Annotated in this window: 19 protein-coding genes; 15 read left to right on the forward strand and 4 right to left on the reverse strand. The window is 63.5% G+C overall.

Features of this window, described 5'->3' with window-relative positions; all coding sequences use genetic code 11:
- Positions 1 to 99 precede the first annotated feature (99 nt).
- The 6 genes from dnaJ (at position 100) to OKB77_RS02900 (ending at position 7,985) form a co-directional block, all read left to right on the forward strand.
- A complete protein-coding gene (gene dnaJ / locus OKB77_RS02875; RefSeq protein ID WP_005338032.1) occupies positions 100 to 1,242 on the forward strand; it encodes a molecular chaperone DnaJ in 1,143 nt (380 codons plus the stop codon).
- A gap of 264 nt (positions 1,243 to 1,506) precedes the next feature.
- Positions 1,507 to 3,012 (forward strand): carbohydrate porin, encoded by a 1,506-nt coding sequence (locus tag OKB77_RS02880; protein ID WP_270816874.1) that lies wholly within the window; start codon positions 1,507 to 1,509, stop codon positions 3,010 to 3,012.
- A gap of 115 nt (positions 3,013 to 3,127) precedes the next feature.
- Positions 3,128 to 4,084, forward strand: coding sequence for an aminoimidazole riboside kinase (locus OKB77_RS02885; protein ID WP_201951804.1), 957 nt, complete (start codon positions 3,128 to 3,130; stop codon positions 4,082 to 4,084).
- 83 nt (positions 4,085 to 4,167) lie between these two features.
- A complete protein-coding gene (locus OKB77_RS02890; RefSeq protein WP_201951802.1) occupies positions 4,168 to 5,532 on the forward strand; it encodes a sucrose-specific PTS transporter subunit IIBC in 1,365 nt (454 codons plus the stop codon).
- Positions 5,532 to 6,947: a glycoside hydrolase family 32 protein gene (locus OKB77_RS02895; protein ID WP_201951800.1), complete on the forward strand. Its 1,416-nt coding sequence runs from the start codon at positions 5,532 to 5,534 to the stop codon at positions 6,945 to 6,947. The genes OKB77_RS02890 and OKB77_RS02895 overlap by 1 nt, the downstream gene beginning before the upstream one ends.
- A 27-nt stretch (positions 6,948 to 6,974) precedes the next feature.
- Complete coding sequence (locus OKB77_RS02900; protein ID WP_100646367.1) at positions 6,975 to 7,985, forward strand: substrate-binding domain-containing protein; 1,011 nt, start codon at positions 6,975 to 6,977, stop codon at positions 7,983 to 7,985.
- A 91-nt stretch (positions 7,986 to 8,076) separates the two neighbouring features.
- On the opposite strand, the gene OKB77_RS02905 is transcribed toward OKB77_RS02900, so the two are convergent.
- From OKB77_RS02905 to OKB77_RS02915, 3 genes are all read right to left on the reverse strand, one after another.
- Complete coding sequence (locus OKB77_RS02905) at positions 8,077 to 8,805, reverse strand: MgtC/SapB family protein (RefSeq protein ID WP_064338374.1); 729 nt, start codon at positions 8,803 to 8,805, stop codon at positions 8,077 to 8,079.
- A 217-nt stretch (positions 8,806 to 9,022) separates the two neighbouring features.
- On the reverse strand, positions 9,023 to 9,427 hold the full coding sequence (locus tag OKB77_RS02910) for a hypothetical protein (protein WP_005359258.1): 405 nt from the start codon (positions 9,425 to 9,427) through the stop codon (positions 9,023 to 9,025).
- Between the two features lie 360 nt (positions 9,428 to 9,787).
- Positions 9,788 to 9,973: a YgaP family membrane protein gene (locus OKB77_RS02915; protein WP_033136592.1), complete on the reverse strand. Its 186-nt coding sequence runs from the start codon at positions 9,971 to 9,973 to the stop codon at positions 9,788 to 9,790.
- 88 nt (positions 9,974 to 10,061) lie between these two features.
- On the opposite strand from OKB77_RS02915, the gene OKB77_RS02920 reads away from it, so the two are divergent.
- The 9 genes from OKB77_RS02920 to OKB77_RS02960 are packed head-to-tail and all read left to right on the forward strand — an operon-like array spanning position 10,062 to position 19,775.
- Positions 10,062 to 10,376: an ArsR/SmtB family transcription factor gene (locus OKB77_RS02920; protein ID WP_005338008.1), complete on the forward strand. Its 315-nt coding sequence runs from the start codon at positions 10,062 to 10,064 to the stop codon at positions 10,374 to 10,376.
- On the forward strand, positions 10,376 to 10,789 hold the full coding sequence (locus OKB77_RS02925; protein WP_201951797.1) for a YeeE/YedE family protein: 414 nt from the start codon (positions 10,376 to 10,378) through the stop codon (positions 10,787 to 10,789). Before OKB77_RS02920 ends, OKB77_RS02925 begins: the two co-directional genes overlap by 1 nt.
- 13 nt (positions 10,790 to 10,802) lie before the next feature.
- Positions 10,803 to 11,273, forward strand: coding sequence for a YeeE/YedE family protein (locus OKB77_RS02930; RefSeq protein WP_201951794.1), 471 nt, complete (start codon positions 10,803 to 10,805; stop codon positions 11,271 to 11,273).
- Positions 11,274 to 11,314: 41 nt separating this feature from the next.
- Positions 11,315 to 12,355: an efflux RND transporter periplasmic adaptor subunit gene (locus OKB77_RS02935; RefSeq protein ID WP_201952293.1), complete on the forward strand. Its 1,041-nt coding sequence runs from the start codon at positions 11,315 to 11,317 to the stop codon at positions 12,353 to 12,355.
- A complete protein-coding gene (locus OKB77_RS02940; RefSeq protein WP_201951791.1) occupies positions 12,348 to 15,512 on the forward strand; it encodes an efflux RND transporter permease subunit in 3,165 nt (1,054 codons plus the stop codon). The genes OKB77_RS02935 and OKB77_RS02940 overlap by 8 nt, the downstream gene beginning before the upstream one ends.
- Before the next feature lie 27 nt (positions 15,513 to 15,539).
- A complete protein-coding gene (locus tag OKB77_RS02945) occupies positions 15,540 to 16,679 on the forward strand; it encodes an efflux RND transporter periplasmic adaptor subunit (RefSeq protein ID WP_201951787.1) in 1,140 nt (379 codons plus the stop codon).
- A complete protein-coding gene (locus OKB77_RS02950; protein WP_069554752.1) occupies positions 16,672 to 17,361 on the forward strand; it encodes an ABC transporter ATP-binding protein in 690 nt (229 codons plus the stop codon). Before OKB77_RS02945 ends, OKB77_RS02950 begins: the two co-directional genes overlap by 8 nt.
- Positions 17,362 to 18,576, forward strand: a complete 1,215-nt coding sequence (locus tag OKB77_RS02955) for an ABC transporter permease (RefSeq protein ID WP_069527918.1) — start codon at positions 17,362 to 17,364, stop codon at positions 18,574 to 18,576.
- Positions 18,576 to 19,775 carry an ABC transporter permease gene (locus OKB77_RS02960; protein WP_201951784.1) on the forward strand — a complete coding sequence of 400 codons (1,200 nt, stop codon included), beginning with the start codon at positions 18,576 to 18,578 and terminating at the stop codon, positions 19,773 to 19,775. The genes OKB77_RS02955 and OKB77_RS02960 overlap by 1 nt, the downstream gene beginning before the upstream one ends.
- A 51-nt stretch (positions 19,776 to 19,826) precedes the next feature.
- Here OKB77_RS02960 and OKB77_RS02965 read toward each other — a convergent pair whose 3' ends face one another.
- Positions 19,827 to 22,289 (reverse strand): diguanylate cyclase domain-containing protein, encoded by a 2,463-nt coding sequence (locus tag OKB77_RS02965; protein WP_201951781.1) that lies wholly within the window; start codon positions 22,287 to 22,289, stop codon positions 19,827 to 19,829.
- Positions 22,290 to 22,374 lie beyond the last annotated feature (85 nt).

Below are 22,374 nucleotides of genomic sequence, written 5' to 3' on the forward strand. Positions count from 1 at the left end.
CCTACCCAGATGGGCGGAGTCCGCTTCGCCCATCGGCTTGGTCAATGAATTCACGGGCGTTGGGTAACCAACGCCCGTCTGCGTAACCACAGGATGAGTATGTCGAAGCGCGATTTCTACGAAGTACTGGGTGTGGCGAAAGATGCCGACGATCGCGAGATCAAGAAGGCGTACAAGCGCCTGGCCATGAAGTATCACCCGGATCGTAACCAGGGTGATGCCGCATCCGAAGAGAAGTTCAAAGAGGTCAAGGAAGCCTACGAGGTCCTGACCGATGCCAACCTGCGTGCCCGTTACGACCAGTACGGCCATGCCGGTGTCGACCCGAGCCAGGGTGGCGGTGGCCACGGTGGCTTTGGCGGCGGTGCCGACTTCGCCGACATGTTTGGTGACGTATTCGGTGACATCTTCGGCGGTGGCCGTGGTGGTGCCCGTCGTGGCCCGGCCCGTGGCTCCGACCTGCGTTACACCATGGAGCTGACGCTGGAAGAGGCGGTACGCGGGGTCTCCAAGGAGATCAAGGTGCCGACTCTGGTTCACTGCGAAGTCTGTAACGGCTCCGGTGCCCACACCGGCAGCAGTGCCCAGACCTGCCCGACCTGCCACGGCTCCGGCCAGGTGCAGATGCGTCAAGGCTTCTTCGCGGTGCAGCAGGCATGTCCGCACTGTCACGGCCGCGGCAAGATCATCAAGGATCCGTGCCGCAAGTGTCACGGTGAAGGTCGCTACCAGCGCACCAAGACCCTGTCGGTGAAAATTCCGGCGGGCGTCGATACCGGCGATCGCATCCGTCTCTCCGGCGAAGGGGAAGCGGGGGAAGCAGGAGCTCCGGCAGGGGATCTCTACGTACAGGTGCACGTCAAAGAGCACGAAATTTTCGTGCGTGACGGCAACAACCTCTACTGCGAAGTGCCCATCAGCTTCACCGCAGCTGCGCTGGGTGGCGAGATTGAAGTGCCGACCCTGGATGGCCGCGTCAAGCTCAAGGTCACTCCGGAGACCCAGACCGGCAAGATGTTCCGCATGCGCGGCAAGGGCGTCAAGTCCGTGCGCTCCGGTCAGGTAGGGGATCTGATGTGCAAGGTGGTGATCGAGACGCCGGTCAACCTCACCGAGCAGCAGAAAGAGCTGTTGCGCCAGCTGGACGAGTCGTTCAGCGGTGCCGCTGCCAAGACCCACAAGCCGAAATCGGAAGGCTTCTTCGAAGGGGTGAAACGCTTCTTCGACGATCTGACCAGCTGATTTCAGCGACCCGAATAAACAGAGCCGGCCTTGTGCCGGCTCTTTTTTTGCCCGCCGTTTAGCCAGGATCCGCCCTATTGAGTGGATCCTGATGAGGGATCCTCCTCACAACTCCCGCCAATTCATGCTGTACAAATGTTATCCCGCTCACACTGTTTCTGAAACGGTTTAGTTGCTGTATTGAGTTGGCTAAAGCGGTTTAGCTATGCTCAGTCTGTCGATAACAACAGCGCCCGTCCGGGCCACAGATGACAGGTGAGGAAGATGATGATGTTCAAGAGCAAGTTGGCGCTGGCGGTAGCGCTGGGATTGGGGATGAGCAACCCGCTGTGGGCGGCGCAGGCGAGTGTTGCAGGTGAGAGTGTCGAGGCCAGACTGGCGGCGCTGGAGGCGCGGGTACAGGCGGCTGAAGCGAGAGCCGAGGCAGCAGAGAGCCGTGCCAGTCAGGCGGAAGTGAAGGCGAGTGCGGCCAGCGAGCAGGCGCAGGTGGCCAACAACCGCAGCCAGAAGGTGGATGAGAAGACCGCCGGTGCCCAGGGCTTCGAGTTTCACGGCTATGCCCGCTCGGGCCTGTTGGTCAACAGCAATGGCAACGGTGGGCGCGGCGGCCCCTACATCACGCCAGCCGGTTCGGTGGGTGGGGCCGTCGGTCGCCTTGGCAACGAGGATGACACCTACATGGAGGCCAACCTGCTGAAAACCCAGACCTTCGAGGATGGCAGCTGGGCCCGCTACAAGCTGATGCTGGCGGATGGGGTAGAGACCAGCAACGACTGGACCGCCAGCGATTCGAGCCTCAATACCCGTCAGGTGTTTGCCGAGATCGGCAATCTGGCGAGCTTCGACGGCCCCTTCAAGAATGCGGTGCTCTGGGCGGGCAAGCGCTTTGACCGCGACAACTTTGACATCCACTGGCTCGATTCCGACGTGGTGTTCCTGGCCGGTACCGGCGGCGGCGTCTATGACGTACAGCTGGCCGACAGCTGGAAGGCCAACTTCTCTCTCTATGGCCGGGATTACGGCGACATCAGCGCCAGCGGTCTCTCCGATATCGAGAGCTACATCCTCACCATGAACAACCGCGTCGGTAACTGGCAGTGGATGGTGAACGGTCTCTCGGCCAAGGACAATGACGCCCGCATCAATGACAAGGGGACGGGCAGCGAGGCGGCGGACAAGGGGGCACACACCCTGCTGGCCTACCACGGCGAGAGCTTCTTTGGCCTCAACCCAGGGTTTGCCAAGGCAGCGGTGCTGTACGGTCATGGGTTGGGGGCCGAGGTCAAGGGGCTGGGCTCTGACAGCGAACTGCTGCCGGACGCCGATGCAGTGCGGGTCGCCGTGTTTGGCGCTACCGATCTTAATCCGCGCTGGCGTTTTGCCCCGGCTCTGCTGGCCGAGCAGAGTCAGGATCGCTACGTGAAAGGGGACGAGTACCGCTGGCTTACCTTCAATACCCGGGTGGCGCAGGTGCTGAGCCAGAACGTCGAGCTGGTCTACGAGGCGGCCTGGCAGTACATGGACCTTGATCCCAAGGGCTACAAGGGACGCCAGGCGGTGAACGGCAACTTCACCAAACTCACCTTCGCCCCCACCTTCAAGGCGCAGACCGCCGGTTTCTTCGAGCGGCCCGAACTGCGGGTGTTCGCAAGCTGGATGGACTGGTCCTCCGAGCTCGACAACTACGCCAGCGACGATGCCATGGGCCAGAGCAACTTCACCGCCGGTGGCGAGTGGAACTTTGGCGTACAGATGGAAACCTGGTTCTAGTTCGTTATCCCGATCACAAAAATGGCAGCCGGTGCCGAGATCTGTTGGTTGGCTAAAACGGTTTAGCTGATAATGCCAGCCAACAGAACAGAGTTCGGGTTGGACCGTGGATCCGATGCAGCAGTGGAGTAGCAAGGTGACGAATCGTGTGTGGGTAATGGGGGATGCGGTGGTGGACTTGATCCCGGAAGGGGCGTTGCACTACCTCAAGTGTCCGGGTGGCGCTCCCGCCAATGTGGCGGTTGGCGTGGCACGGCTGGGTGGCGATGCGGCCTTTATCGGCCGGGTCGGAGCCGATCCGTTCGGCCGCTTTATGGCCGAGACCCTGAGCGGGGAGGGGGTGGATATCGGTGCGCTGCGGTTCGATCCAGACCATCGCACCTCTACCGTGCTGGTAGAACTGGATGACGAGGGGGAGCGCAGCTTCACCTTTATGGTGCGTCCCAGCGCCGACCAGTTCCTCACCCCAAATGAGTTGCCCCGCTTCAAGGCCGGTCAGTGGCTGCTCACCTGCTCCATCGCGCTCGCCAACGAGCCGGTGCGCACCAGCTGCCTGCAGGCCATGGCAGCCATCAAGGCGGCAGGCGGGCGGGTCTGCTTCGACCCCAACCTGCGCCCCGAGGTGTGGGGCAACCCCGCCGAGATGCTGCCGCTGGTACGCGAAGCCATCGCGCAGGCGGATGTGGTCAAGCTCTCCATTGAGGAGCTGCAACTGCTGAGTGGCGAGGATGAACTGGTCGCCGGGCTCGCCACTCTCTCTGGCCCGGCGCTGGTGCTGGTGACCAGAGGGGCGGCCGGTGTGGTGGCTCGCCTTGATGGCGAGTTGCTGGAGTGGGTGGGGCAGAAAGTGACGCCCATCGACACCACGGGGGCGGGGGATGCCTTCGTCGCCGGTCTGCTGGCGGCGCTGGCCGGGCGCTCGTCGCTGCCGACTCTGGCCGAGTTGCCCGCCATTCTTGCTCAGGCTCACGGCTGCGGGGCGCTCGCCACCACCGCCAAGGGGGCGATGACGGCGCTGCCGACCCGCTCCGAACTGAATGCCTTTTTGCGATCAGGCGCAAGCGGCTGTTGAGCTGAGGCTAGAAGCCCGGCTCGACAGCCCCAACTCTCATGTGACAAGGGCCCGCCAGCGTGGCGGGTCATAAGAGGAAGAATATGAATATCAGTGCGATAGCCAAGGATCTGGTGCCCCTGCTCGGGGGCAAGGAGAATATCGTCAGCGCTGCCCACTGCGCCACCCGGCTGCGGTTGGTGCTGGCCGATGACAGCAAGGTAAACAAGGCCGCCATCGACAAGCTGGAGGGGGTCAAGGGGTGCTTTAGCAACGCGGGCCAAATTCAGGTTATCTTCGGCACCGGTCTGGTCAACAAGGTCTATGCGGAGTTTGTGACGCTGACCGGTACCGGCACCGCCAGCAAGGCGGAACTGACCGACATGGCGACGGCCAAGCTCAACGTGGCCCAGCGGTTGGCGCGAACCCTCTCCAACATCTTCGTGCCGATCATTCCGGCCATCGTCGCCTCGGGTCTGCTGATGGGGCTGCTCGGCATGGTGCGCACCTACGGTTGGGTCAATGCCGACAGCGCCCTGTTTGTGATGCTCGACATGTTCAGCTCGGCGGCATTTATCATACTGCCGATCCTCATCGGCTTTACTGCAGCACGTGAGTTTGGCGGCAACCCCTATCTCGGGGCGACCCTCGGCGGTATTCTCACCCACCCGGCGTTGACCAACGCCTGGGGCGTGGCCGGTGGTTTCAAGACCATGGATTTCTTCGGGCTCGATGTCGCCATGATCGGCTATCAGGGCACCGTCTTCCCGGTGCTGCTGGCGGTCTGGTTTATGTCCCATCTGGAGAAACAGCTGCGCAAGCGCATTCCGGACGCGCTGGATCTGATCCTCACGCCGTTTCTCACCGTCATCATCACCGGTTTCGTGGCGCTGCTCTTTATCGGCCCGGCGGGTCGGGTGCTGGGGGATGGCATCTCGTTCGGCCTAAGCGCCCTCTATGAGCAGGCAGGCTGGCTGGCGGGGCTGGTGTTTGGCGGCACCTATTCGCTGATCGTCATCACCGGCATCCACCACAGCTTCCACGCCATCGAGGCGGGGCTGCTGGCCAATCCGCAAATTGGCGTCAACTTCCTGCTGCCCATCTGGGCCATGGCCAACGTGGCACAGGGCGGGGCTTGCCTCGCGGTCTACTTCAAGACTCGCGACGTGAAGATCAAGGCCATTACCGTGCCGGCGGCCATGTCCTGCCTGCTGGGTATCACGGAAGCGGCGATCTTTGGCGTCAACCTGCGCTACATCAAACCCTTCCTCGCCGGTCTGTTTGGCGGGGCCTGCGGCGGCGCCTACGTGGTGGCGGCCAAGGTGGGGATGACGGCGGTGGGGCTGACCGGTATTCCCGGCATGGCCATCGTCCAGCCGATGAGCCTTATTCATTACATCATCGGGTTGGTGATCGCCTTTGGCGCCGCCTTCGCCGCATCCTACCTGCTCAAGTACAAGGTGGAGTGATGAAGGAAAGCGATCTTCTCAACCAGATTGTCCGGTCGCTGCTGGCCGGACAGCTCAAGGCGGCGGCCGATCCCCATCGGCCCCGCTGGCATCTGGCAGCCCCGGTGGGGCTGCTCAACGATCCCAACGGCTTTATCGAGCACGACGGGCGCTACCACCTTTTCTACCAGTGGAACCCGCTTGGCTGCGAGCACCGCAACAAGGGCTGGGGCCATGTCACCTCCACCGATCTGCTGCATTGGCAGCACGAGCCGGTGGCGCTCTTACCCACCGAAGCCTATGAGAGCCACGGCTGCTACTCGGGCTCGGCGGTGAGCGATGAGCAGGGGCGTTTGACCCTCATCTACACCGGCAATGTCAAATACCCGGATGGCAGTCGTACCGCCTATCAGTGTCTGGCCCGCGCCGACAGTGAGGGGGGCTTCGAGAAGCTGGGACCTGTGCTGGATCTGCCCGAAGGCTACAGCGGCCATGTACGCGATCCCAAGGTGTGGCACGACGGCAAACAGTGGCTGATGGTGCTGGGCGCGCGCACCCTGGATGACAAGGGGGAAGTGCTGCTCTATCGCGGCGACACCCTGCAAAGCTGGCAGCGGGTGGGCCCCATCGCCGGTAGCGGGCGAGGGGGGCTGGGTGAGTTTGGCTATATGTGGGAGTGCCCGGATCTCTTCCCGCTGGGGGAGAGTCATGTGCTGATCAGCTGTCCGCAGGGGATTGCTCCGGCAGGCGAGGATTATCGCAACCTCTACCAGTGCGGCTGGCTGGCGGGGGATTTCGACGGCGAGCACTTCGCGCACGGGGCTTTCCACGAGCTGGATCGGGGCTTCGAGTTCTATGCGCCGCAAACCACCCGAGACAGTCTGGGTCGCCGCCTCCTGTTCGGTTGGCTGGGGCTGCCGGAGGAGAACGAGATGAGCCAACCTACGGTCGCTCACGGCTGGATCCACCAGATGAGCTGCCCGCGGGAGCTGTTCTGGCAGGATGAGTGGCTCTGCCAGCGGCCTGTGGCGGAGCTTGCGGCATTGAAGGGAGAGCTGACCCGCTTCGCGGGGACGCTCGGCGAATTTCCGGGGCTGGCCATCGACTCGGCCTGGCTCGATCTGGATCTGTGTGGTGAGGGGAGCCTCTGGTTCGGTGCCGTGGCCGAGCTGTGCTGGCAGCCGGGGCGCATCACCTTGCGGCGCCAGAACTGGCAGAGCGGAGTATGGGAGACCCGCAGCAGCCCATGGGCTGGCGGGCGGATCACCGTCCTGTGTGATCGCTCCAGTCTGGAGTGTTTCATCGATGAGGGGCGTCACAGCCTGTCGGCGCGCTACTTCCCCGGGGAAAAGCCGCAACTTTCATCAGGTAACGGCGATGATGGCTGCAAAATTTGCCTCAATCACTGGCCGCTGTCGGCGTGCCTAGTACAATAGCCCGGTTCTAGTCAGCCGGGAGGCCAGGTGGAGAAGAAGAAACGGATCACGATTGCCCAGATCGCCGAACTGGCGGGGGTGTCCAAGGCGACCGCCAGTCTGGTGCTCAACGGGAAGAGTGCGGAGTACCGGATTGCCGACGATACCCGCAAGCGCATTCAGGCGGTGGCGGAGGAGTGTCACTACCTGCCGAGCTTTCATGCCCGCTCCCTGCGCGAGACCCGCAGCTACACCTGGGGGCTGGTGATCCCCGATCTCACCAACTTCGGTTTCGCCCGTATCGCCCGCGCCCTCGAGGCGCACTGCCGGGAGGCGGGCATCCAGCTGCTGATCGCCTGCTCCGAGGATGATCCCGCTCTCGAGCAGCGGGTGGTGGACAACCTCATCAGCCGTCAGGTGGACGGGCTGATTGTCGCCTCCAGCGGCCACAGCGATGACATCTATGCCCGCATCCACGACCGCCTGCCGGTGGTGCAGCTCGACCGCCATATTGGCGAGTCGCGCCTGCCCATGGTGATCTCCGATGCCTGCAAGGCCACCGCCGAGCTGGTGCGGGACATGGCCAGCGAGTGCGGCGAGGAGATCTACTACTTCGGTGGCCTGCTGGATCTCTCCCCTAGTCGTCACCGGCTGGCGGGCTATGAGCTGGGGCTACATCGCGCCGGTTTTGAAGCCGATGCAGCCCGGGTCCGTCATCGCGACTATCAGCCGAGCTCCGGTTATCAGCTGATGGCCGAGCTGGTGGCCGAGCTGGGAGCGCCTCCCAGGGGGCTCTTTACCGCCTCCTTTACTTTGCTGGAAGGGGTGCTGCGCTACCTCAACGAAGCGGGACTGATGGAGACGGGCATGCGCCTGTGCACCTTCGACGATCACGACCTGCTCGACTGCATTCCCATGCGCATCGACTCGGTGGCACAGGATTGTCCGGCGCTGGCCCTCGCCGCTTTCGAGCTGATGCAGCAATTGATTGCAGGTAATCCCCCAGCGCAGACTGCCCAGGTGATCACCCCCAGGGTGCGCTGGCGCAGTCGCCGCTAGCCACTCTTCGCCCATCCCATATGAGAAAGCCCCGCCATTGCTGGCGGGGCTTTTTGCTGCGGGCGGATGGTTCGTTCCTCTGACCAACGGCTCAATCGGTGGTACTGGTGCGCCAGAACACCTGCTTGATATGGGGGTGGATGCCGAGTTTCACCATCAGGGCATCCAGCTCGTCGCCATCGATGGAGGTAGCCAGCAGCACCGCAGAGATCTCCAGATCCCCCTCGCCAAACGGCTCGATATCGAGTTCGCTCAGGGGGTAGTTGGCCTGCTCCAGCATCTCCTCGAGCCAGTGCAGCACCTCTTTTTGATGTTCGCGCTGGGTCAGGGCCGTCACCTTGTAGGTCACTTCGGTGTCGGTATTGTCCACCGGGCGACGGTTGATCTGATTGACCAGCGGTCTCAGCAGGGTGTTGGCGGCCAGCACGAACAGGGCACCCAGAATTGCCTCCATGGCGAGCCCGGCGCCACAGGCGGCGCCGACAGCAGCGACACCCCAGAGGGTGGCGGCGGTGTTGATGCCGCGGATATTGCCCGATTCGCGCATGATGACGCCGGCGCCGAGAAAGCCGATGCCGGAGACGATATAGGCCACCACATGGACCACGTTGTAGTTGCCGCCGTGCAGGTCATAGATGCGCTGGGCCAGACTGACGAACAGAGCGGCCCCTACGGCGACCAGCACGTTGGTGCGAAGACCCGCGGTACGCTGGCGGTACTGGCGCTCCAGCCCGACCAGACTGCCAAGCACAAAGGCGAGCAGCAGGCTGGCCAGAGTGTCGAGCAGGGAGAGCATGTCAATTTGTTGCCACATCTTCATGGCTTACTCCTTCTGATGAGCGCTGGCTTGGCGCAATCCATGATGAAACGCCGGGTGGCGGATGGATCAGGGGATGATTGCGCGGATGGCCAGCAGAAAAACAAAACGCTGCGTCCCGGGGCGCGAGCATCATCGGATGCCCTGACGCTCGGAGAGGACGCAACAAGCGGGGCCAGCGTGGCTGGCCCCTTTCACTGTGGTTAACGCAGGTGTGCGGTCAGTTGAGCTCGGGATCGCAGTCGATGCGCGGGCGTAGTTGCCAGCGCACCGGATGTGCCACCCCGACCTGATGAACAAACTGCACCAGATAGCGGCGCTGGGGCGGGGTGCACTGCAGGTTGAGCACCAGCTCTCGCCCACCGCCGCGACCCGGCTTCATCGATTGCATCGGTTGCAGCCCCGCCGGTTGCAGGGTGTGGTTCACCATATCCAGCACCTGCTCCATATCGGCGCGATCCTCACAGCGGATCTGCAGCCGGTAGTGGTGCTGACGCTGTTTGCCGCCCAGCCAGCGTGGCAGCATGCCACGGCCGAGCCGGCTCAACAGGGGGTGAGCCCGGGTAGCAACAGAACCTGTTGCGACCGCGCGATCCGCAGCCGGTTTGATTGAGATAAAACGCATAGCAGCCTCCTTGTGGGAAGCAGAAACTATGCAGGCATGGCGACCGTGGCGGTTGGCCTCTGGTTGCCAGACGTCAAGTGTAAAAAGGGAGAAGAGGGGAGTGGATTTCCGCTTCTCGCGGGTTGCGAGCATGCGGCAGAGAAAGACCTGCGGCTAGCTCGCGACCTTGGTACCGACGATGAGGGTCGGTCTACAACTGTCACTTGATGAGTTGCCCACTGATGGTCTCCGCTATTGATAAGAGGCTCGAATGATAGCCGAGGCGGCAGGCAGGGTAAACCCCGCGCTGCCCGCAGCAACATCTTGAAACATAATCGAAAGCCCCGTTTTGCCGCATCAAGCCGCTAAAAGCTGACCCGGTTATTTCAATCCCATCCGTTTGAGGATCATCGCGGCCGGACAGAAACCGGTGAACGCGCTCTGGATCAGGTTGACCCCGACAAAGGCACTCAACCAGACAAAGCCCGGATGAACCCAGGTGGTAAGGATCAGCGAGAGCAGCAACATGCAACCCGCGACGATTCTGACTCCGTTATCTACTGTCATGGTCTTTCTCCTTATCTACTTTAGATATTGCTAATTTAGTGTTGTTTTATACAATAGAACAAATATCAGCAATTGCTAATTTACTCTTATGAGCCAATTCGACGAGATGAACAGACATGCGACAGCCGCAGCCTCCCTGCTCAAGGCGTTGGCTCATCCCGAACGCCTGATGGTGCTCTGCCAGCTGGTGGAGGGGGAGAAGGGAGTCGGGGAATTGCTGGCCCACAGCCAGCTGGGCCAGTCGGCCTTCTCCCAGCAACTGTCGGTATTGAAGCGCTACGGCCTTATCCGTTCGCGCAAGGTCTCCCAGCAGATCTACTACTCGCTGGTGAGCGAGGCAGCTGCCGATGTGCTGGGGGCGCTGCAAACCCATTTTTGTCACTCGGAAAATAAGGAATCTTGATGATGGAAAGCCAATGGCTGCTCTCTTTGGGCGGCGGCATGCTGGCAGGGCTGTCGGCCCTGATCCTGATGTTGTTCAACGGCCGGGTGGCCGGGATCAGCGGCATTCTGGCCGGTGCGTTGCAACACCGGGCGCCGTGGCGGGTACTGTTTCTGCTGGGGCTCGGGGCGGGCGCCTGGCTGGCACTGAGCTTGGGCTGGGCCAGCATGCCCGCATTCACCACCTTGCCCGGTTGGCCTGTTGTGCTGCTGGCCGGTTTGCTGGTTGGCATCGGTACCCGTCTTGGCAATGGCTGCACCAGCGGCCACGGCATCTGCGGCATGGGGCGGCTCTCCCTGCGCTCCATTGTCGCCACCCTGACCTTTATGGCGGCTGGCTTTATCACCGTCTTCATCACTCATCATCTGCTGTAAGGGGCTGATTGCCATGAAATTGCTGACAAGTTTGTTCGCGGGCCTGCTGTTTGGACTGGGGATGGCCATCTCCGGCATGGTGGATCCCGCCCGGGTCACCGGTTTTCTCGATCTGGCTGGCGCCTGGGATCCCAGCCTCGCCTTCGTGATGGGGGGGGCCCTGCTGGTCTTTATGCCGGGTTACTTCTTGCTGGTGAAACCCCGTCGTCAGAGCGTGCTGGGCGAGCCCATCGCCGCCGTACCAGCTCCTCGGCTCGAGCGCAGGCTGATCGGCGGGGCTGCGCTGTTTGGCATCGGCTGGGGATTGGTGGGTATCTGCCCGGGGCCTGCTATGAGTCTCATTTCCAGCGGGCAGCCCATGATAATGTTGTTTATAGCGGCCATGGTGGCCGGGATCTTGCTGTTTGACAAAGGACTGGCCAGGGTGCTGACCAAGGCGCCAGCTCGGGGAGTGGATAAGGTGCGCCAGTCCCATACCACCTGATCCCGTGAAGTGACAGATTACGCCAGGGAAGGAGAGTAATGATGGAAAAGATCCGGTTGCTGGGGATCACCTTATTGGTGATGACATCGCAGGCCATGACATCCCCCCGGGCCTTTGCCGCAGACGGGGAGCCAAAGCCCCTGTTGACAGTGGCGCCGCAGGCGGTGACTGACTGGCTGACGCTGGATGGTACCGTCAGTGCCATCAATCAGGGGACGGTGGCGGCCCAGACCAGCGGCCGGGTCTCCCGCATGCTGGTGGATGTGAACGATCAGGTGCAGGCGGGGCAGCCGCTGCTGGAGATCAGCGGCAAAGAGCAGTTTGCCGCCGTCACGGGGGCCGAGGCGCGGCTGGCGCGGGCGCAGGCTCAGCAAGTGGAAGCCGAGCGCCAGCTTGCCCGTTTTCAGGCGCTGATTGCCAAGGGGGTGATCACCCGCGCCCAGCTCGACAATGCCCAGGCGACGGATCGCGCCGCCCGCGCCGAGGTGAATGCTGCCGATGCGGCTCTCACTCAGGCCCGCGAGGCCTACGGTTATACCCGCATTCTGGCTCCCTACGCCGGGGTGGTGACCAAACGGCTGGTAGAGCTGGGGGAGACTGTCGCCCACGGTACCCCACTGCTCTCCGGCTTCTCTCTCGACACACTGCGGGTGGAGGTGGAGTTGCCCCAATCCGCCCTGACGCTCGTTCGTGAGCCTGCGGATGTGCAGGTGCTGCTGCCGGATGGCAAGCTTGTTACCCCGGTCAAACTGACCCGCTTCAATTATGCCGACAGCCAGAGCCACGCCTTCAGGTTGCGCCTCGACTTGCCGCCGCAAACCGCCGGGGTATTGCCCGGCATGTGGCTCAAGGTGCAGCTCAAGCAGGGTGAACGTCAGGTGTTGCAGGTGCCGGATCGCGCCCTGCTGCGGCAAGGGGAGTTCAATGGCGTCTATCTGCTGCAGCCCGCTGGTTGGGCCCTGACGCCGGTGCGGGTCGGCCATTGCGTCGAGGGACAGTGCGAGATCCTGGCCGGGCTGCAAGCCGGTGACAAGCTGGCTCCCGATGCCTGGGCGCAGCAGCAGGAGGTGGCCCATGAGTAGCGAGCTGAACGGCAACAAGGAGAGGCTGGGGCCTGCCGGTCGGCTGGCTGCGCTGTTTCAGGGCTCGGCCATCACGCCGCTGCTGGCGCTGTTGGGGCTGTTGCTCGGCCTGTTTGCGGTGCTGGTGACCCCCAAGGAGGAGGAGCCGCAGATCGATGTCACCTTCGCCGATGTCTACATTCCCTTCCCGGGAGCCAGCCCGACTGAAGTGGCCTCTCTCGTCACCACCCCTGCCGAGCAGGTGGTCTCCCAGATAAAGGGAATTGATACCCTCTACTCTTTCTCCCAACCCGATGGCGCCCTGCTGGTGGTGGTGTTCAAGGTGGGGGTGAGCCGCGAACAGGCCATCGTCGATCTCAACAACCAACTCGACTCCCACCGTGACTGGCTGCCACAGGGGATCGGAGTCGGTCAGCCGCTGGTGAAACCCCGGGGGATCGATGATGTCCCCATCGTCAGTCTGACCTTATGGAGCAAAGAGGGGAGCAAGCAACTGGGGGCCCCCGAACTGACCCGGGTCGCCCATGAGCTGGAGACCGAACTCAAGCGCATTCCCGGTACCCGCGATATTTACACGCTGGGCAGCCAGAGTGCCGTGTTGCGGGTGATGCCGGATCCGGCGGCCCTCAGCGCCCACGGCATCAGCTGGGGCGAGCTGAGTCAGCGCCTTTCGGCCGCCAATCAGGTGGGCCCGACACAGGCCACCTGGCAGGACAACAGTGAGATCAAGGTACAGGTGGGGCAGTTCCTGCAAAGCGAGCAGGAGGCTAGAGAGCTGGTGGTGGGGCTGCACGACGGCAAGCCGGTCTATCTGGGGGAGGTGGCCAAGGTCTCTCTGGGTCAGGAGACCCCGACCAAGCGCAGCTGGATGGGGCTGGGACAGGCCAGTTATCCGGCGGTGACCCTGGCCATCGGCAAGCAGCCGGGCCAGAATGCGGTCGATGTGGCCAAGCGGGTGGAGGCGCGGGTCGAAAGTTTGCAGAACCGACTGATCCCTGCCGGGGTCGAGGTGACGGTGACCCGGGACTACGGCGTCACCGCCGAGACCAAATCCAACACCTTGATCGGCAAGCTGATTTTTGCCACCACGGCGGTGGTGCTGCTGGTGCTGGTGAGCATGGGTTGGCGAGAGGCGCTGGTGGTGGGCGTTGCCATCGTTATCACCCTGGCACTGACCCTGTTTGCCAGCTGGGCCTGGGGCTTTACCCTCAACCGGGTGTCGCTGTTTGCGCTGATCTTCTCCATCGGCATTCTGGTGGATGACGCTATCGTGGTGGTGGAGAACATCCACCGCCATCGCGGTTTGGGCAAGGGGGCGCTCAAGGATCTGATACCGGGGGCGGTGGATGAGGTGGGAGGGCCGACCATACTGGCGACCCTGACCGTTATCGCGGCCCTGCTGCCGATGGCCTTTGTCAGTGGCCTGATGGGTCCCTACATGAGCCCCATCCCCATCAATGCCAGCATGGGGATGCTCATCTCCCTGCTGGTGGCCTTTGTCTTCTCCCCCTGGCTGGCGAGCCATTTGCTCAAGGGTGAGGTGCACGGTGCCCACGGCGAGGCCAAGGCTGGTCTTTTTCACCGGCTGATGACTCCTTTCCTGATTGGTGATGGCGCCAAGCGCGCCAGACGCAAACTCTGGCTGGTGGTGTTGCTGCTGGTCGGGGCCGCCACCGCAATGCCGGTGGTGCAGTGGGTGGTGCTCAAGATGCTTCCCTTTGACAACAAGTCGGAATTTCAGCTGGTGCTCGATATGCCGGAGGGGGCGACCCTGGAGCAGACCGAGCGCACCCTGCTGGCGGTCGGACGAGAGCTTGCCAAAGTGCCTGAGGTGAAGGATTACCAGATCTACGCCGGCACCGCCGCCCCCATCAATTTCAACGGGCTGGTGCGCCACTACTTTATCCGCAGCGGCGCCAACGTGGGGGATATTCAGGTCAATCTGGTGGACAAGCATGAGCGGGATCGCAGTAGCCACCAGATTGCCCAGTCGGTTCGGGAGCCGCTGCAGGCCATCGCCAGTGCGGCAGGGGGCAACCTGAAAGTCGTTGAGGTGCCGCCCGGCCCGCCGGTCTGGTCTCCCATCGTTGCCGAGATCTATGGCCCGACTCAGGCCGCCCGCGAAGCGGCCGCTCGCGCCGTACAGGCCCGTTTTGTGGCTACGGCGGATCTGGTGGATGTGGATATCTATCTGACCGACCCGCAGCCCAAGTGGCGGCTGGTGGTGGATCGCAGCAAGGCGGCCCTGCTCGGGGTCGATCTCGGGGATCTGGTTAACACCCTCAATGGCGGGGTGGGTTATCAGGATGCCAGCTGGCTGCAGGGTCACGGCGCCAAGTATCCGGTGCCGATCCGCATCGAACTGGCTCCCGGTGACAAACGGGATCTGGCGGGCGTACTGGCCCTCAAGGTGCGCAGCCAGAGCGGCCAGTTGGTGCGGGTCTCCGAGCTGGTGAGTCGCCGTGATGAGGTGGCCCCCAGCTATATCATGCACAAGAACATGCAGCCCATGGTGATGGTGGTGGCCGACATGGGTGGCCATACCGACAGCCCGCTCTACGGCATGTTTGCCGCCGGTGCCGACATCGATCTGCCCCAGTATTACGTGCAGCAGCCCGACAAGCTGGGGGAGGTGGCGCTGTTGTGGGACGGTGAGTGGAAGATCACCTACGAGACCTTCCGCGACATGGGGCTAGCCTACGGGGTGGGGATGATCCTCATCTATCTGCTGGTGGTGGCCCAGTTCCGCTCCTATCTGGTACCACTCATCATCATGGCTCCCATTCCGCTCACCATCATAGGGGTGATGCCGGGCCACGCCCTGCTGGGGGCCCAGTTTACCGCTACCTCGATGATCGGGATGATCGCCCTGGCCGGGATCATCGTACGCAACAGCATCCTGCTGGTGGACTTTATCGAGCAGCAGCGCAGCGCCGGGGTGGCGTTCGAGCAGGCGGTGATCGAAGCGGCGCAGGTGCGGGCCAAACCCATCATGCTGACGGCGCTGGCGGCGATGATCGGGGCTCTGTTTATCCTCGATGATCCCATCTTCAACGGACTGGCTATCAGCCTGATTTTCGGGATCCTGGTCTCCACTTTGCTCACCCTGGTGGTGATACCCTTGCTCTATTATGCCCTGCTCTCCCGACGCACATGACGGGAGTCACTAGCGAAAGGATGCGCGATGAAGAGAGGTTGGTTGTGGTGGGGAAGTGGCGCTGTGGTAGCGGTGGCTGCGGCAGCATGGTGGTGGCGACCGCAGCCGACGCCGATCAGGCTGGCTGAGGTCGGGCGGGGGGATGTGCTGGTCACCGTGGTCAACACTCGGGCTGGCACCATCAAGTCGTGTCAGCGGGCCGGGCTCAGTCTGCCCGGTGGCGGCGTGGTGGAGCAGATCGCCGTCAAGGCCGGGGAGCGGGTAGCCCGGGGAGATCTGCTGCTGACCCTCTGGAGCGACGATATTCACGCCGATCTCGCCCGGGCCCGCGCCCAGCAGGCCCTTGGCAAGACCCAGCGCGAGGAGCGTTGCAGCGAGGCGGCCTACTACGAGCGGGAGGCTAACCGGCTGGCCACCTTGCTGGCCAAAAACCTCACCTCCCGCACCCTCGCCGAGCAGGCCCAGAATCTGGCCGATACCCGCCGCTATGTCTGCCGCGCATCCCGTCAGCAGGAGCGGGTCGACGAGGCGCAGGTCGCCCAGGTGGAGGCTCGCTTGAGCGAGCGCCGCCTGCTGGCGCCGTTTGCCGGTGTGGTGGCAGAGGTCAACAGCAAGTTGGGCGAATACATGACTCCCTCACCGCCCGGAGTGGCCATGCCTCCGGTTATCGATCTTATCGACGATCGCTGTCTGTATGTCTCTGCCCCCATCGATGAGGTGGATGCCGCCCGCCTCAAGGTGGGCCAGTCTGCCCGGGTACTGCTCGATGCCATGCCCGGGCGCGATTTTGCCGCCACTGTGACCCGCATCGCCCCCTATGTGAAGGAGCTGGAGAAGCAGGCCCGCACCGTGGAGGTGGAGGCGGCGCTCACTGCCCTGCCCACCGATGTGCCCCTGCTTATTGGCTACAGCGCTGACCTTGAGGTCGAGGTGACCCGCGCCACCGATGTGCTGCGGGTAGCGGCCAGCAGCCGGGCCGACGATGGCAGCGTGCTGCGGCTGGAAGGGGATAAGCTGGTGCGGGTGGTGCCCCGTTGGGGCGTGGAGAACTGGAACTGGATTGAGGTGGCCGAGGGGCTCGCCGCCGGTGATCGGCTGGCAGCCCAGCCCGGACAGATTGTCGGGGAGGGCCCTTTCAGCGCCGCCACGGAGCAGACGGATGAGTGATCTCATTCGCCTTGATGCCGTCAGCCGTCGTTTCACTCTGGGGGGGAGCGAAGTGGCCGCCCTCGATCGCGTATCCCTGCGGGTTGCCGAGGGGGAGTATCTGGCGGTGATGGGCCCCTCGGGCTCCGGCAAATCGACTCTGCTCAATGTGCTGGGGCTGCTGGATCGGCCCGACGAGGGGCGCTACTGGCTGGGGGGAGAGGACACCGCCACCCTGTCAGAACCTGCGCTGGCCCAGCTGCGCGGCCATCGCATCGGCTTTGTGTTCCAGTCGTTTCACCTTATCTCCCGCCTCACCGCCCGTGAAAACGTCGAGCTGCCGCTGATGCTGTGCGGGATCGCCCCCGCCGAGCGCCATCGCCGCAGCCAGCAGTTGCTGGGGGAGCTGGGGTTGGAAAACCGGGCCGGACACCGCCCTGCCGAGCTTTCCGGCGGTCAGCGTCAGCGGGTGGCCATCGCTCGGGCCATGGCAATGGCGCCGCGGCTGATCCTGGCCGACGAGCCCACCGGCAATCTCGACTCCCGCTCCGGGGAGGAGGTGATTACCCTGCTGGAGGAGCTCAACCGGGAGCAGGGGATCACGCTGGTGGTGGTAACCCACGACCCGCGCCTCGGTGATCGGGCGGGCAGGCGGATCCTGATGAACGATGGCCGCATCAACATTGATAGCGGCGGTGGCTGAATGCGGCGCCCCGATGTGATCCGCTTTGCCGCCGTGGCCCTGCTGCGCCAGCGTTCACGGGCGCTGGTCTTGATCCTGGCGGTGAGTCTGAGCGTCACCTCGGTGCTGCTGCTCACCGCGCTGGGGGAGGGGGCGAGACGCTATGTGGCCGACCAGTTCAGCTCCCTTGGCAAGGATCTGCTGGTGATGTTCCCGGGTCGCAAGGAGACCACCGGCGGGCTGCCGCCGGTCACCGGCAACAGTCTGCGGCAGATCACACTCGATGACATGCACTACCTTGGCCAGCATCAGCCAAACGTGCGGCTGGTGCCGCTGGTGATGGGCTTTGCCGAGGCCAAGCAGGGGGCGCGGCTGCGCCAGACTATGCTGCTTGGCAGCAGCAACGGGCTACGCGATACCCACGGGCTGGAACTGCTCTCCGGCCGCTGGCTGCCAGGGGATGCCGCAGAGGATCGACCGGCCGTCCTGCTCGGGGCCAAGGTGGCCCGTGAGCTGTTCGGTCAGGCCGATCCGGTCGGTCAGTGGCTGCGTTTTGACAATCGCCGCTTTCGGGTGGTGGGGGTCTTCACCAGCCAGAGCAGCAATCTGGGGATGGATATGGCCGAGGCGGCGCTGATCCCGGTGGGTAGCGCCATGCGGCTGTTCAACACCGAGGGGCTGTTTCGGCTGCTGATCCAGCCGCTGGCGGGACAAGCAGTGCCCCCGCTGGTCAAGCGACTGGAGCAGCTGATGCAGGCGCGCCACGGGGTGCTCGATGTGACTGTGGTGCGCCGTGACGCCATGCTGGCCACCTTCTCCACCATTCTCTCGACCCTCACCCTGGCAGTTGCCGGCATCGGCGCCATCAGCCTGCTGGTCTCCGGCATCATGATGATGAATCTGGCGCTGATCAGCACCCGCCAGCGCACCGGCGAGATCGGCCTGCTCAAGGCGCTGGGTGCCGATAGTCGCCAGATCCGCCAGCTGTTTTTGTGGGAGGCGCTGCTGCTGAGCGGCAGTGGCGCGCTGTTTGGCACTGTGTTGGGCTATGCCCTGGTTGGCCTCGCCGGAGTGATTTGGCCCGGATTTCCGGCGGCAGTCCCTCTGCTCGCTACTTTCTGCACCATACCGGCGGCCCTGCTGACTGGACTGTTTTTTAGCTGGCTGCCCGCCTCCCGGGCCGCAAGGCAAGATCCGGTCAGCAGCCTGCGCAGCGGGCAATGGAGCGGTGGCTGATGCGCGCAGCTGATCTGATGTTCTGGCTCTGGCGCGCCTTGTTGGCGGGGCGCAGCCGCAGCCTGCTGTCTGCGCTCGGCATTGCAATCGGGATCGCCTCGGTGACCCTGCTCACCGGCATCGGCGAGGGGCTCAGGCTCTATCTGCTCGACAGCTTCTCCCAATTTGGCACCCGGCTGATCGCCGTGACCCCGGGCAAGACAGAGACCGCCGGCGGCCCGCCCGGCATCCTCTCCAGCAGCCGTCCCCTGCTGCTGGAGGATGCCGATGCCCTCGCCAGGTTGGCCGGGGTAGAGGCGGCGCTCCCTGTGGTGCAGGGGCAAGGGGAGGTGCGCAGCCGCGGATTGACCCGCAGCACTGCCATTCTGGGCACCGGTTCGGCGGCGCTCTCCGGCTGGCGACTCACCCTGGTGCAGGGGCGTTTTCTGCCCGCGGACGACAGTGCAATGCCCCGTGCCTATGCGGTGCTGGGGGCCAAGGTGGCGGCTGAGCTGTTTCCCGGTGGCGATGCGCCTGGGAGTCTATTGCGCGCGGGTGATCGCCGTTTTCGGGTGGCCGGGGTGCTGGCGCCCAAGGGGCAATTTCTCGGCTTTGATCTGGATGACATGATCTATCTGCCCGCCGCTCACGCCCAGGCGCTGTTCAACAAGGAGGGGCTGCAGGAGATCGACGTCATCTATCGCGCCGGACAGACGGAAGCCGATATCACCGCCCAGATCCGGCGGGTGCTGATCGCCCGCCACGGCGCCGAGGACTTCACCCTCACCTCCCAGCAGGACATGCTGACCAGCCTCGACAAGATCCTCTCTATCATCAAGCTGGCGGTCGGCGGGCTCGGCATCATCTCGCTGCTGATTGGGGCAGTCGGCATCTTCAGCATCATGAGCATCGCCCAGCAGGAGCGGATCCCCGAGGTGGGTTTGCTGATGGCGCTGGGCTGTCCGCGGCGGCGCATTCTATTGCTGTTCCTGCTCGAAGCCGTGGTGCTGGCGCTGCTGGGCGGAGCCATGGGACTGGCCCTGCTCGGCGGGCTCAAGCTGCTGCTCACCCTGCTGGCGACCGGCTTGCCGCTCACCCTCCATCCTCTCTATCTGCTGCTGGCGCTCGGTTGCAGCGCTCTGGTTGGTCTGCTGGCCGGGGTCGCTCCTGCGCTGCGGGCAGTGCGTCTCGACCCCGTGGTAGCCCTGCGCGGTGACTAGGCCGCCCCTTTCGCAAGAGGCGCGTTACGCTGGGGTCTGAGCAGAGGGGGACTAGGTGACCACCTCTGCAACCGACAGGCTGCGCTCAGATCTGAACAGGGGGAAGTAGCGGCGATCCGCCTGACTCATGTGGCCGACCACCAGCTCCTGAATGATGAAGTTGAGCAGCTCGTCGTTGCCCAGCGTCCCCGCTTTGGCTGTGTGCAGCAGCTGGCCTGCCTTGTTGAGCAGGCGCTGGTGATCCTGACGATGGCTGACGAGTTCCCGATAGTCGATCTCCGCCAGCATCTGCTCTTCAAAGGCGAAGTGGTGGCGGGCCATGTCGAACAGGCTCTCCAGACTCTCCAGAAACGGGGCCGGATCCTCGTGCTGATCTTTCATCCGCTCCAGCAGCCGGTTGGTCAATACGAAGAGCTGGCGATGCTCGGCATCGATGCGCGGGTGACCGCACTCGTGGCCGGGTTGCCACAGCAGGGCGCCCTGCTCGGGATCAAGGCCTTCGGTAAAGAGGCAGACCCGGCCGCGGCCGCGATTCTTCGCCTGATACATGGCCTGATCGGCGTGGTGCATCAGGGTTTTGGCATCCTCCCCGTGCTCGGGATAGAGCGCCAGCCCGATACTGCTGGAGATGAGCAGCTCCTGCCCCTCCAGCTGGAACGGATGGCGCAGCTGCTGGTGCAGCTTGTCGGCCACCGCCAGCACTTCGTCGCCACTCTCCGGCAGCAAGATAACGAACTCGTCGCCCCCCAGCCGTGCCACCAGATCCTGTTTGCGCACGCAGTGGCTCATCCGCTTGGCCACCATATTGAGCAGAATATCCCCGGTCTCATGGCCGAAGGTGTCGTTGATCGGCTTGAAGTGATCGAGATCGATAAACATCAATGCCAGCGGACGGGGCGTCTCCTGCTCCATCAGCTCCTTGAGCCGTTGCTGCAGCAAGCGGCGATTGGGCAGCCCGGTGAGGGGGTCGTAGAAGGCGAGGCGGAGCATCATCTCCTCCCGTGCTGCCCGCTCGGTGATATCCCGGGTGACCCCGAGGATCGCCTCCGGCTGGGCATTGTGGTTGCCATGGAGGGTGGTGATGGTCTCGGTCGCCACCAGATGGCCATCCTTGTGGCGCAGCTGGGTGCGAATGACCCGGCGGGTCTGGTCATGTTCTCCCCGCTGCCAGGCCTCCAGAGTGGCAGAGATCTCCTCGCGCAGCAGTTGCCTTGAGGCATCCGGCAGCAGCTGTTTGAGGGGCAGGGCAAACAGCTCGGGGGCCTCGTAGCCGCTCAGAGGAGTGATGGCCGGGCTGACGTAGCGAAAGCGCAAGCTGGCGGCATCCATGGTCCAGATCACATCGGCGCTGTTCTCCGCCACGAAGCGATAGTGTTGCTCGCTCTGGGCCAGTTCACGGGTCAGCCGCTGGCGATCCCGCGCCTCCTCACGTAGCCGCAGATAGAGGTGCAAGAAGATGCCGAGCAGGGTCATCAGGGTAAAGGTGATGAGCATGGCAACCGCCACGCTCTTGTCGAGCAGCAGCCGTTGCTGGCGCAGCCTCTCCTGCGCCGGGTCGTAGATAAAGCGGTCGAGGTTGGGCAATACCGTGAGCATGCCCGCTTCCAGATAGGTTTTGGCGATCTGCAGCCAGCGCTCCTGCTGCATGTAGCCGGGTTCGATCAGATCTGGCTGCATCAGCTCTCTGGTTTCGCGAGCTTCGAACTCCAGCTGTTCACGGCCAGCCCCGGTCGGGTACTGCTCCATGATGAGGTTGATCATCTCTTCAGGGTGGTCCATCGCATAGCGCCACCCCTTGAGGCTGGCCTGCTGGAAGGCGTAGACCCGATCCTGTCGGGTGATCAGCTCCCGCTCGGAGGTAAAGAGGTTGTCGCCGTAGAAGTCAAAGTCGATGGTGCGCGGGCTGAAGACCCGATAGGGGATGCCTCTTTGCTGCAGATAGAAGGGCTCGGTAGTGCTGTAGGCGCTGATGGCATCCACCTTGCCCGCCAGCAGTGCCTGTATCCCCTGTTTGTAGGGGAGGGTGACCCAGTTGCGGCTGCGGGTCTGGTGAGAAAGGTAGGTCAGCAGCTCGTTGGAGCCAGGCTCCAGCATCAGTCGCTTGTTGGCCAGATCGGCCGGGTTGCGAATATCTGGCCGATCCAGCGTGAGCAGGATCAGCGGCGAGTGCTGCAGCAGGGCGGCGAGCACCACCACCGGACGACCGGCAGCCCGATCCAGCAGCAGATCACTGCCGCTGATGCCAAAATGGGCCTTTCCCGAGATCACCTCGCTGACCACATCGGTGCGGGAGTCCGCTTCGCGCAGGGTGACATGCAGACCGGCCTCCCGATAAAACCCTTTGGCGATGGCTGCGTAGTAACCGGCAAACTGGAACTGGTGTTGCCACGGCAACTGGACGATGACCTGCTCGCCGGCTCGCACGGGGGGAGAGGCCAGGGTCGCGATGACCATACCGACCAGCATTGGCATAAACCAGCTGAGGGGCTGGCGGGGGGCTGCGTTCTCCGTCATACAACGTTTCTCTCGGGAGCGATGTCTAGGCTAGATTCAAGCAATTTTGTGTCACCTGCAAGGGGAGAAAAGGCGTTTGCAATGG

This window comes from Aeromonas sp. Y318-3 (assembly GCF_027706185.1).
Taxonomy (GTDB): Bacteria; Pseudomonadota; Gammaproteobacteria; order Enterobacterales; family Aeromonadaceae; genus Aeromonas; species Aeromonas veronii.

What these genes read in the sequence shown, in the direction of transcription:
- dnaJ (WP_005338032.1), top strand. Translation starts at nt 100, where the DNA reads ATGTCGAAGCGCGATTTCTACGAAGTACTGGGTGTGGCGAAAGATGCC.
- OKB77_RS02880 (WP_270816874.1), top strand. Translation starts at nt 1,507, where the DNA reads ATGATGATGTTCAAGAGCAAGTTGGCGCTGGCGGTAGCGCTGGGATTG.
- OKB77_RS02885 (WP_201951804.1), top strand. Translation starts at nt 3,128, where the DNA reads ATGCAGCAGTGGAGTAGCAAGGTGACGAATCGTGTGTGGGTAATGGGG.
- OKB77_RS02890 (WP_201951802.1), top strand. Translation starts at nt 4,168, where the DNA reads ATGAATATCAGTGCGATAGCCAAGGATCTGGTGCCCCTGCTCGGGGGC.
- OKB77_RS02895 (WP_201951800.1), top strand. Translation starts at nt 5,532, where the DNA reads ATGAAGGAAAGCGATCTTCTCAACCAGATTGTCCGGTCGCTGCTGGCC.
- OKB77_RS02905 (WP_064338374.1), bottom strand. Translation starts at nt 8,805, where the DNA reads ATGAAGATGTGGCAACAAATTGACATGCTCTCCCTGCTCGACACTCTG.
- OKB77_RS02910 (WP_005359258.1), bottom strand. Translation starts at nt 9,427, where the DNA reads ATGCGTTTTATCTCAATCAAACCGGCTGCGGATCGCGCGGTCGCAACA.
- OKB77_RS02915 (WP_033136592.1), bottom strand. Translation starts at nt 9,973, where the DNA reads ATGACAGTAGATAACGGAGTCAGAATCGTCGCGGGTTGCATGTTGCTG.
- OKB77_RS02920 (WP_005338008.1), top strand. Translation starts at nt 10,062, where the DNA reads ATGAGCCAATTCGACGAGATGAACAGACATGCGACAGCCGCAGCCTCC.
- OKB77_RS02925 (WP_201951797.1), top strand. Translation starts at nt 10,376, where the DNA reads ATGATGGAAAGCCAATGGCTGCTCTCTTTGGGCGGCGGCATGCTGGCA.
- OKB77_RS02930 (WP_201951794.1), top strand. Translation starts at nt 10,803, where the DNA reads ATGAAATTGCTGACAAGTTTGTTCGCGGGCCTGCTGTTTGGACTGGGG.
- OKB77_RS02935 (WP_201952293.1), top strand. Translation starts at nt 11,315, where the DNA reads ATGGAAAAGATCCGGTTGCTGGGGATCACCTTATTGGTGATGACATCG.
- OKB77_RS02940 (WP_201951791.1), top strand. Translation starts at nt 12,348, where the DNA reads ATGAGTAGCGAGCTGAACGGCAACAAGGAGAGGCTGGGGCCTGCCGGT.
- OKB77_RS02945 (WP_201951787.1), top strand. Translation starts at nt 15,540, where the DNA reads ATGAAGAGAGGTTGGTTGTGGTGGGGAAGTGGCGCTGTGGTAGCGGTG.
- OKB77_RS02950 (WP_069554752.1), top strand. Translation starts at nt 16,672, where the DNA reads ATGAGTGATCTCATTCGCCTTGATGCCGTCAGCCGTCGTTTCACTCTG.
- OKB77_RS02955 (WP_069527918.1), top strand. Translation starts at nt 17,362, where the DNA reads ATGCGGCGCCCCGATGTGATCCGCTTTGCCGCCGTGGCCCTGCTGCGC.
- OKB77_RS02960 (WP_201951784.1), top strand. Translation starts at nt 18,576, where the DNA reads ATGCGCGCAGCTGATCTGATGTTCTGGCTCTGGCGCGCCTTGTTGGCG.
- OKB77_RS02965 (WP_201951781.1), bottom strand. Translation starts at nt 22,289, where the DNA reads ATGACGGAGAACGCAGCCCCCCGCCAGCCCCTCAGCTGGTTTATGCCA.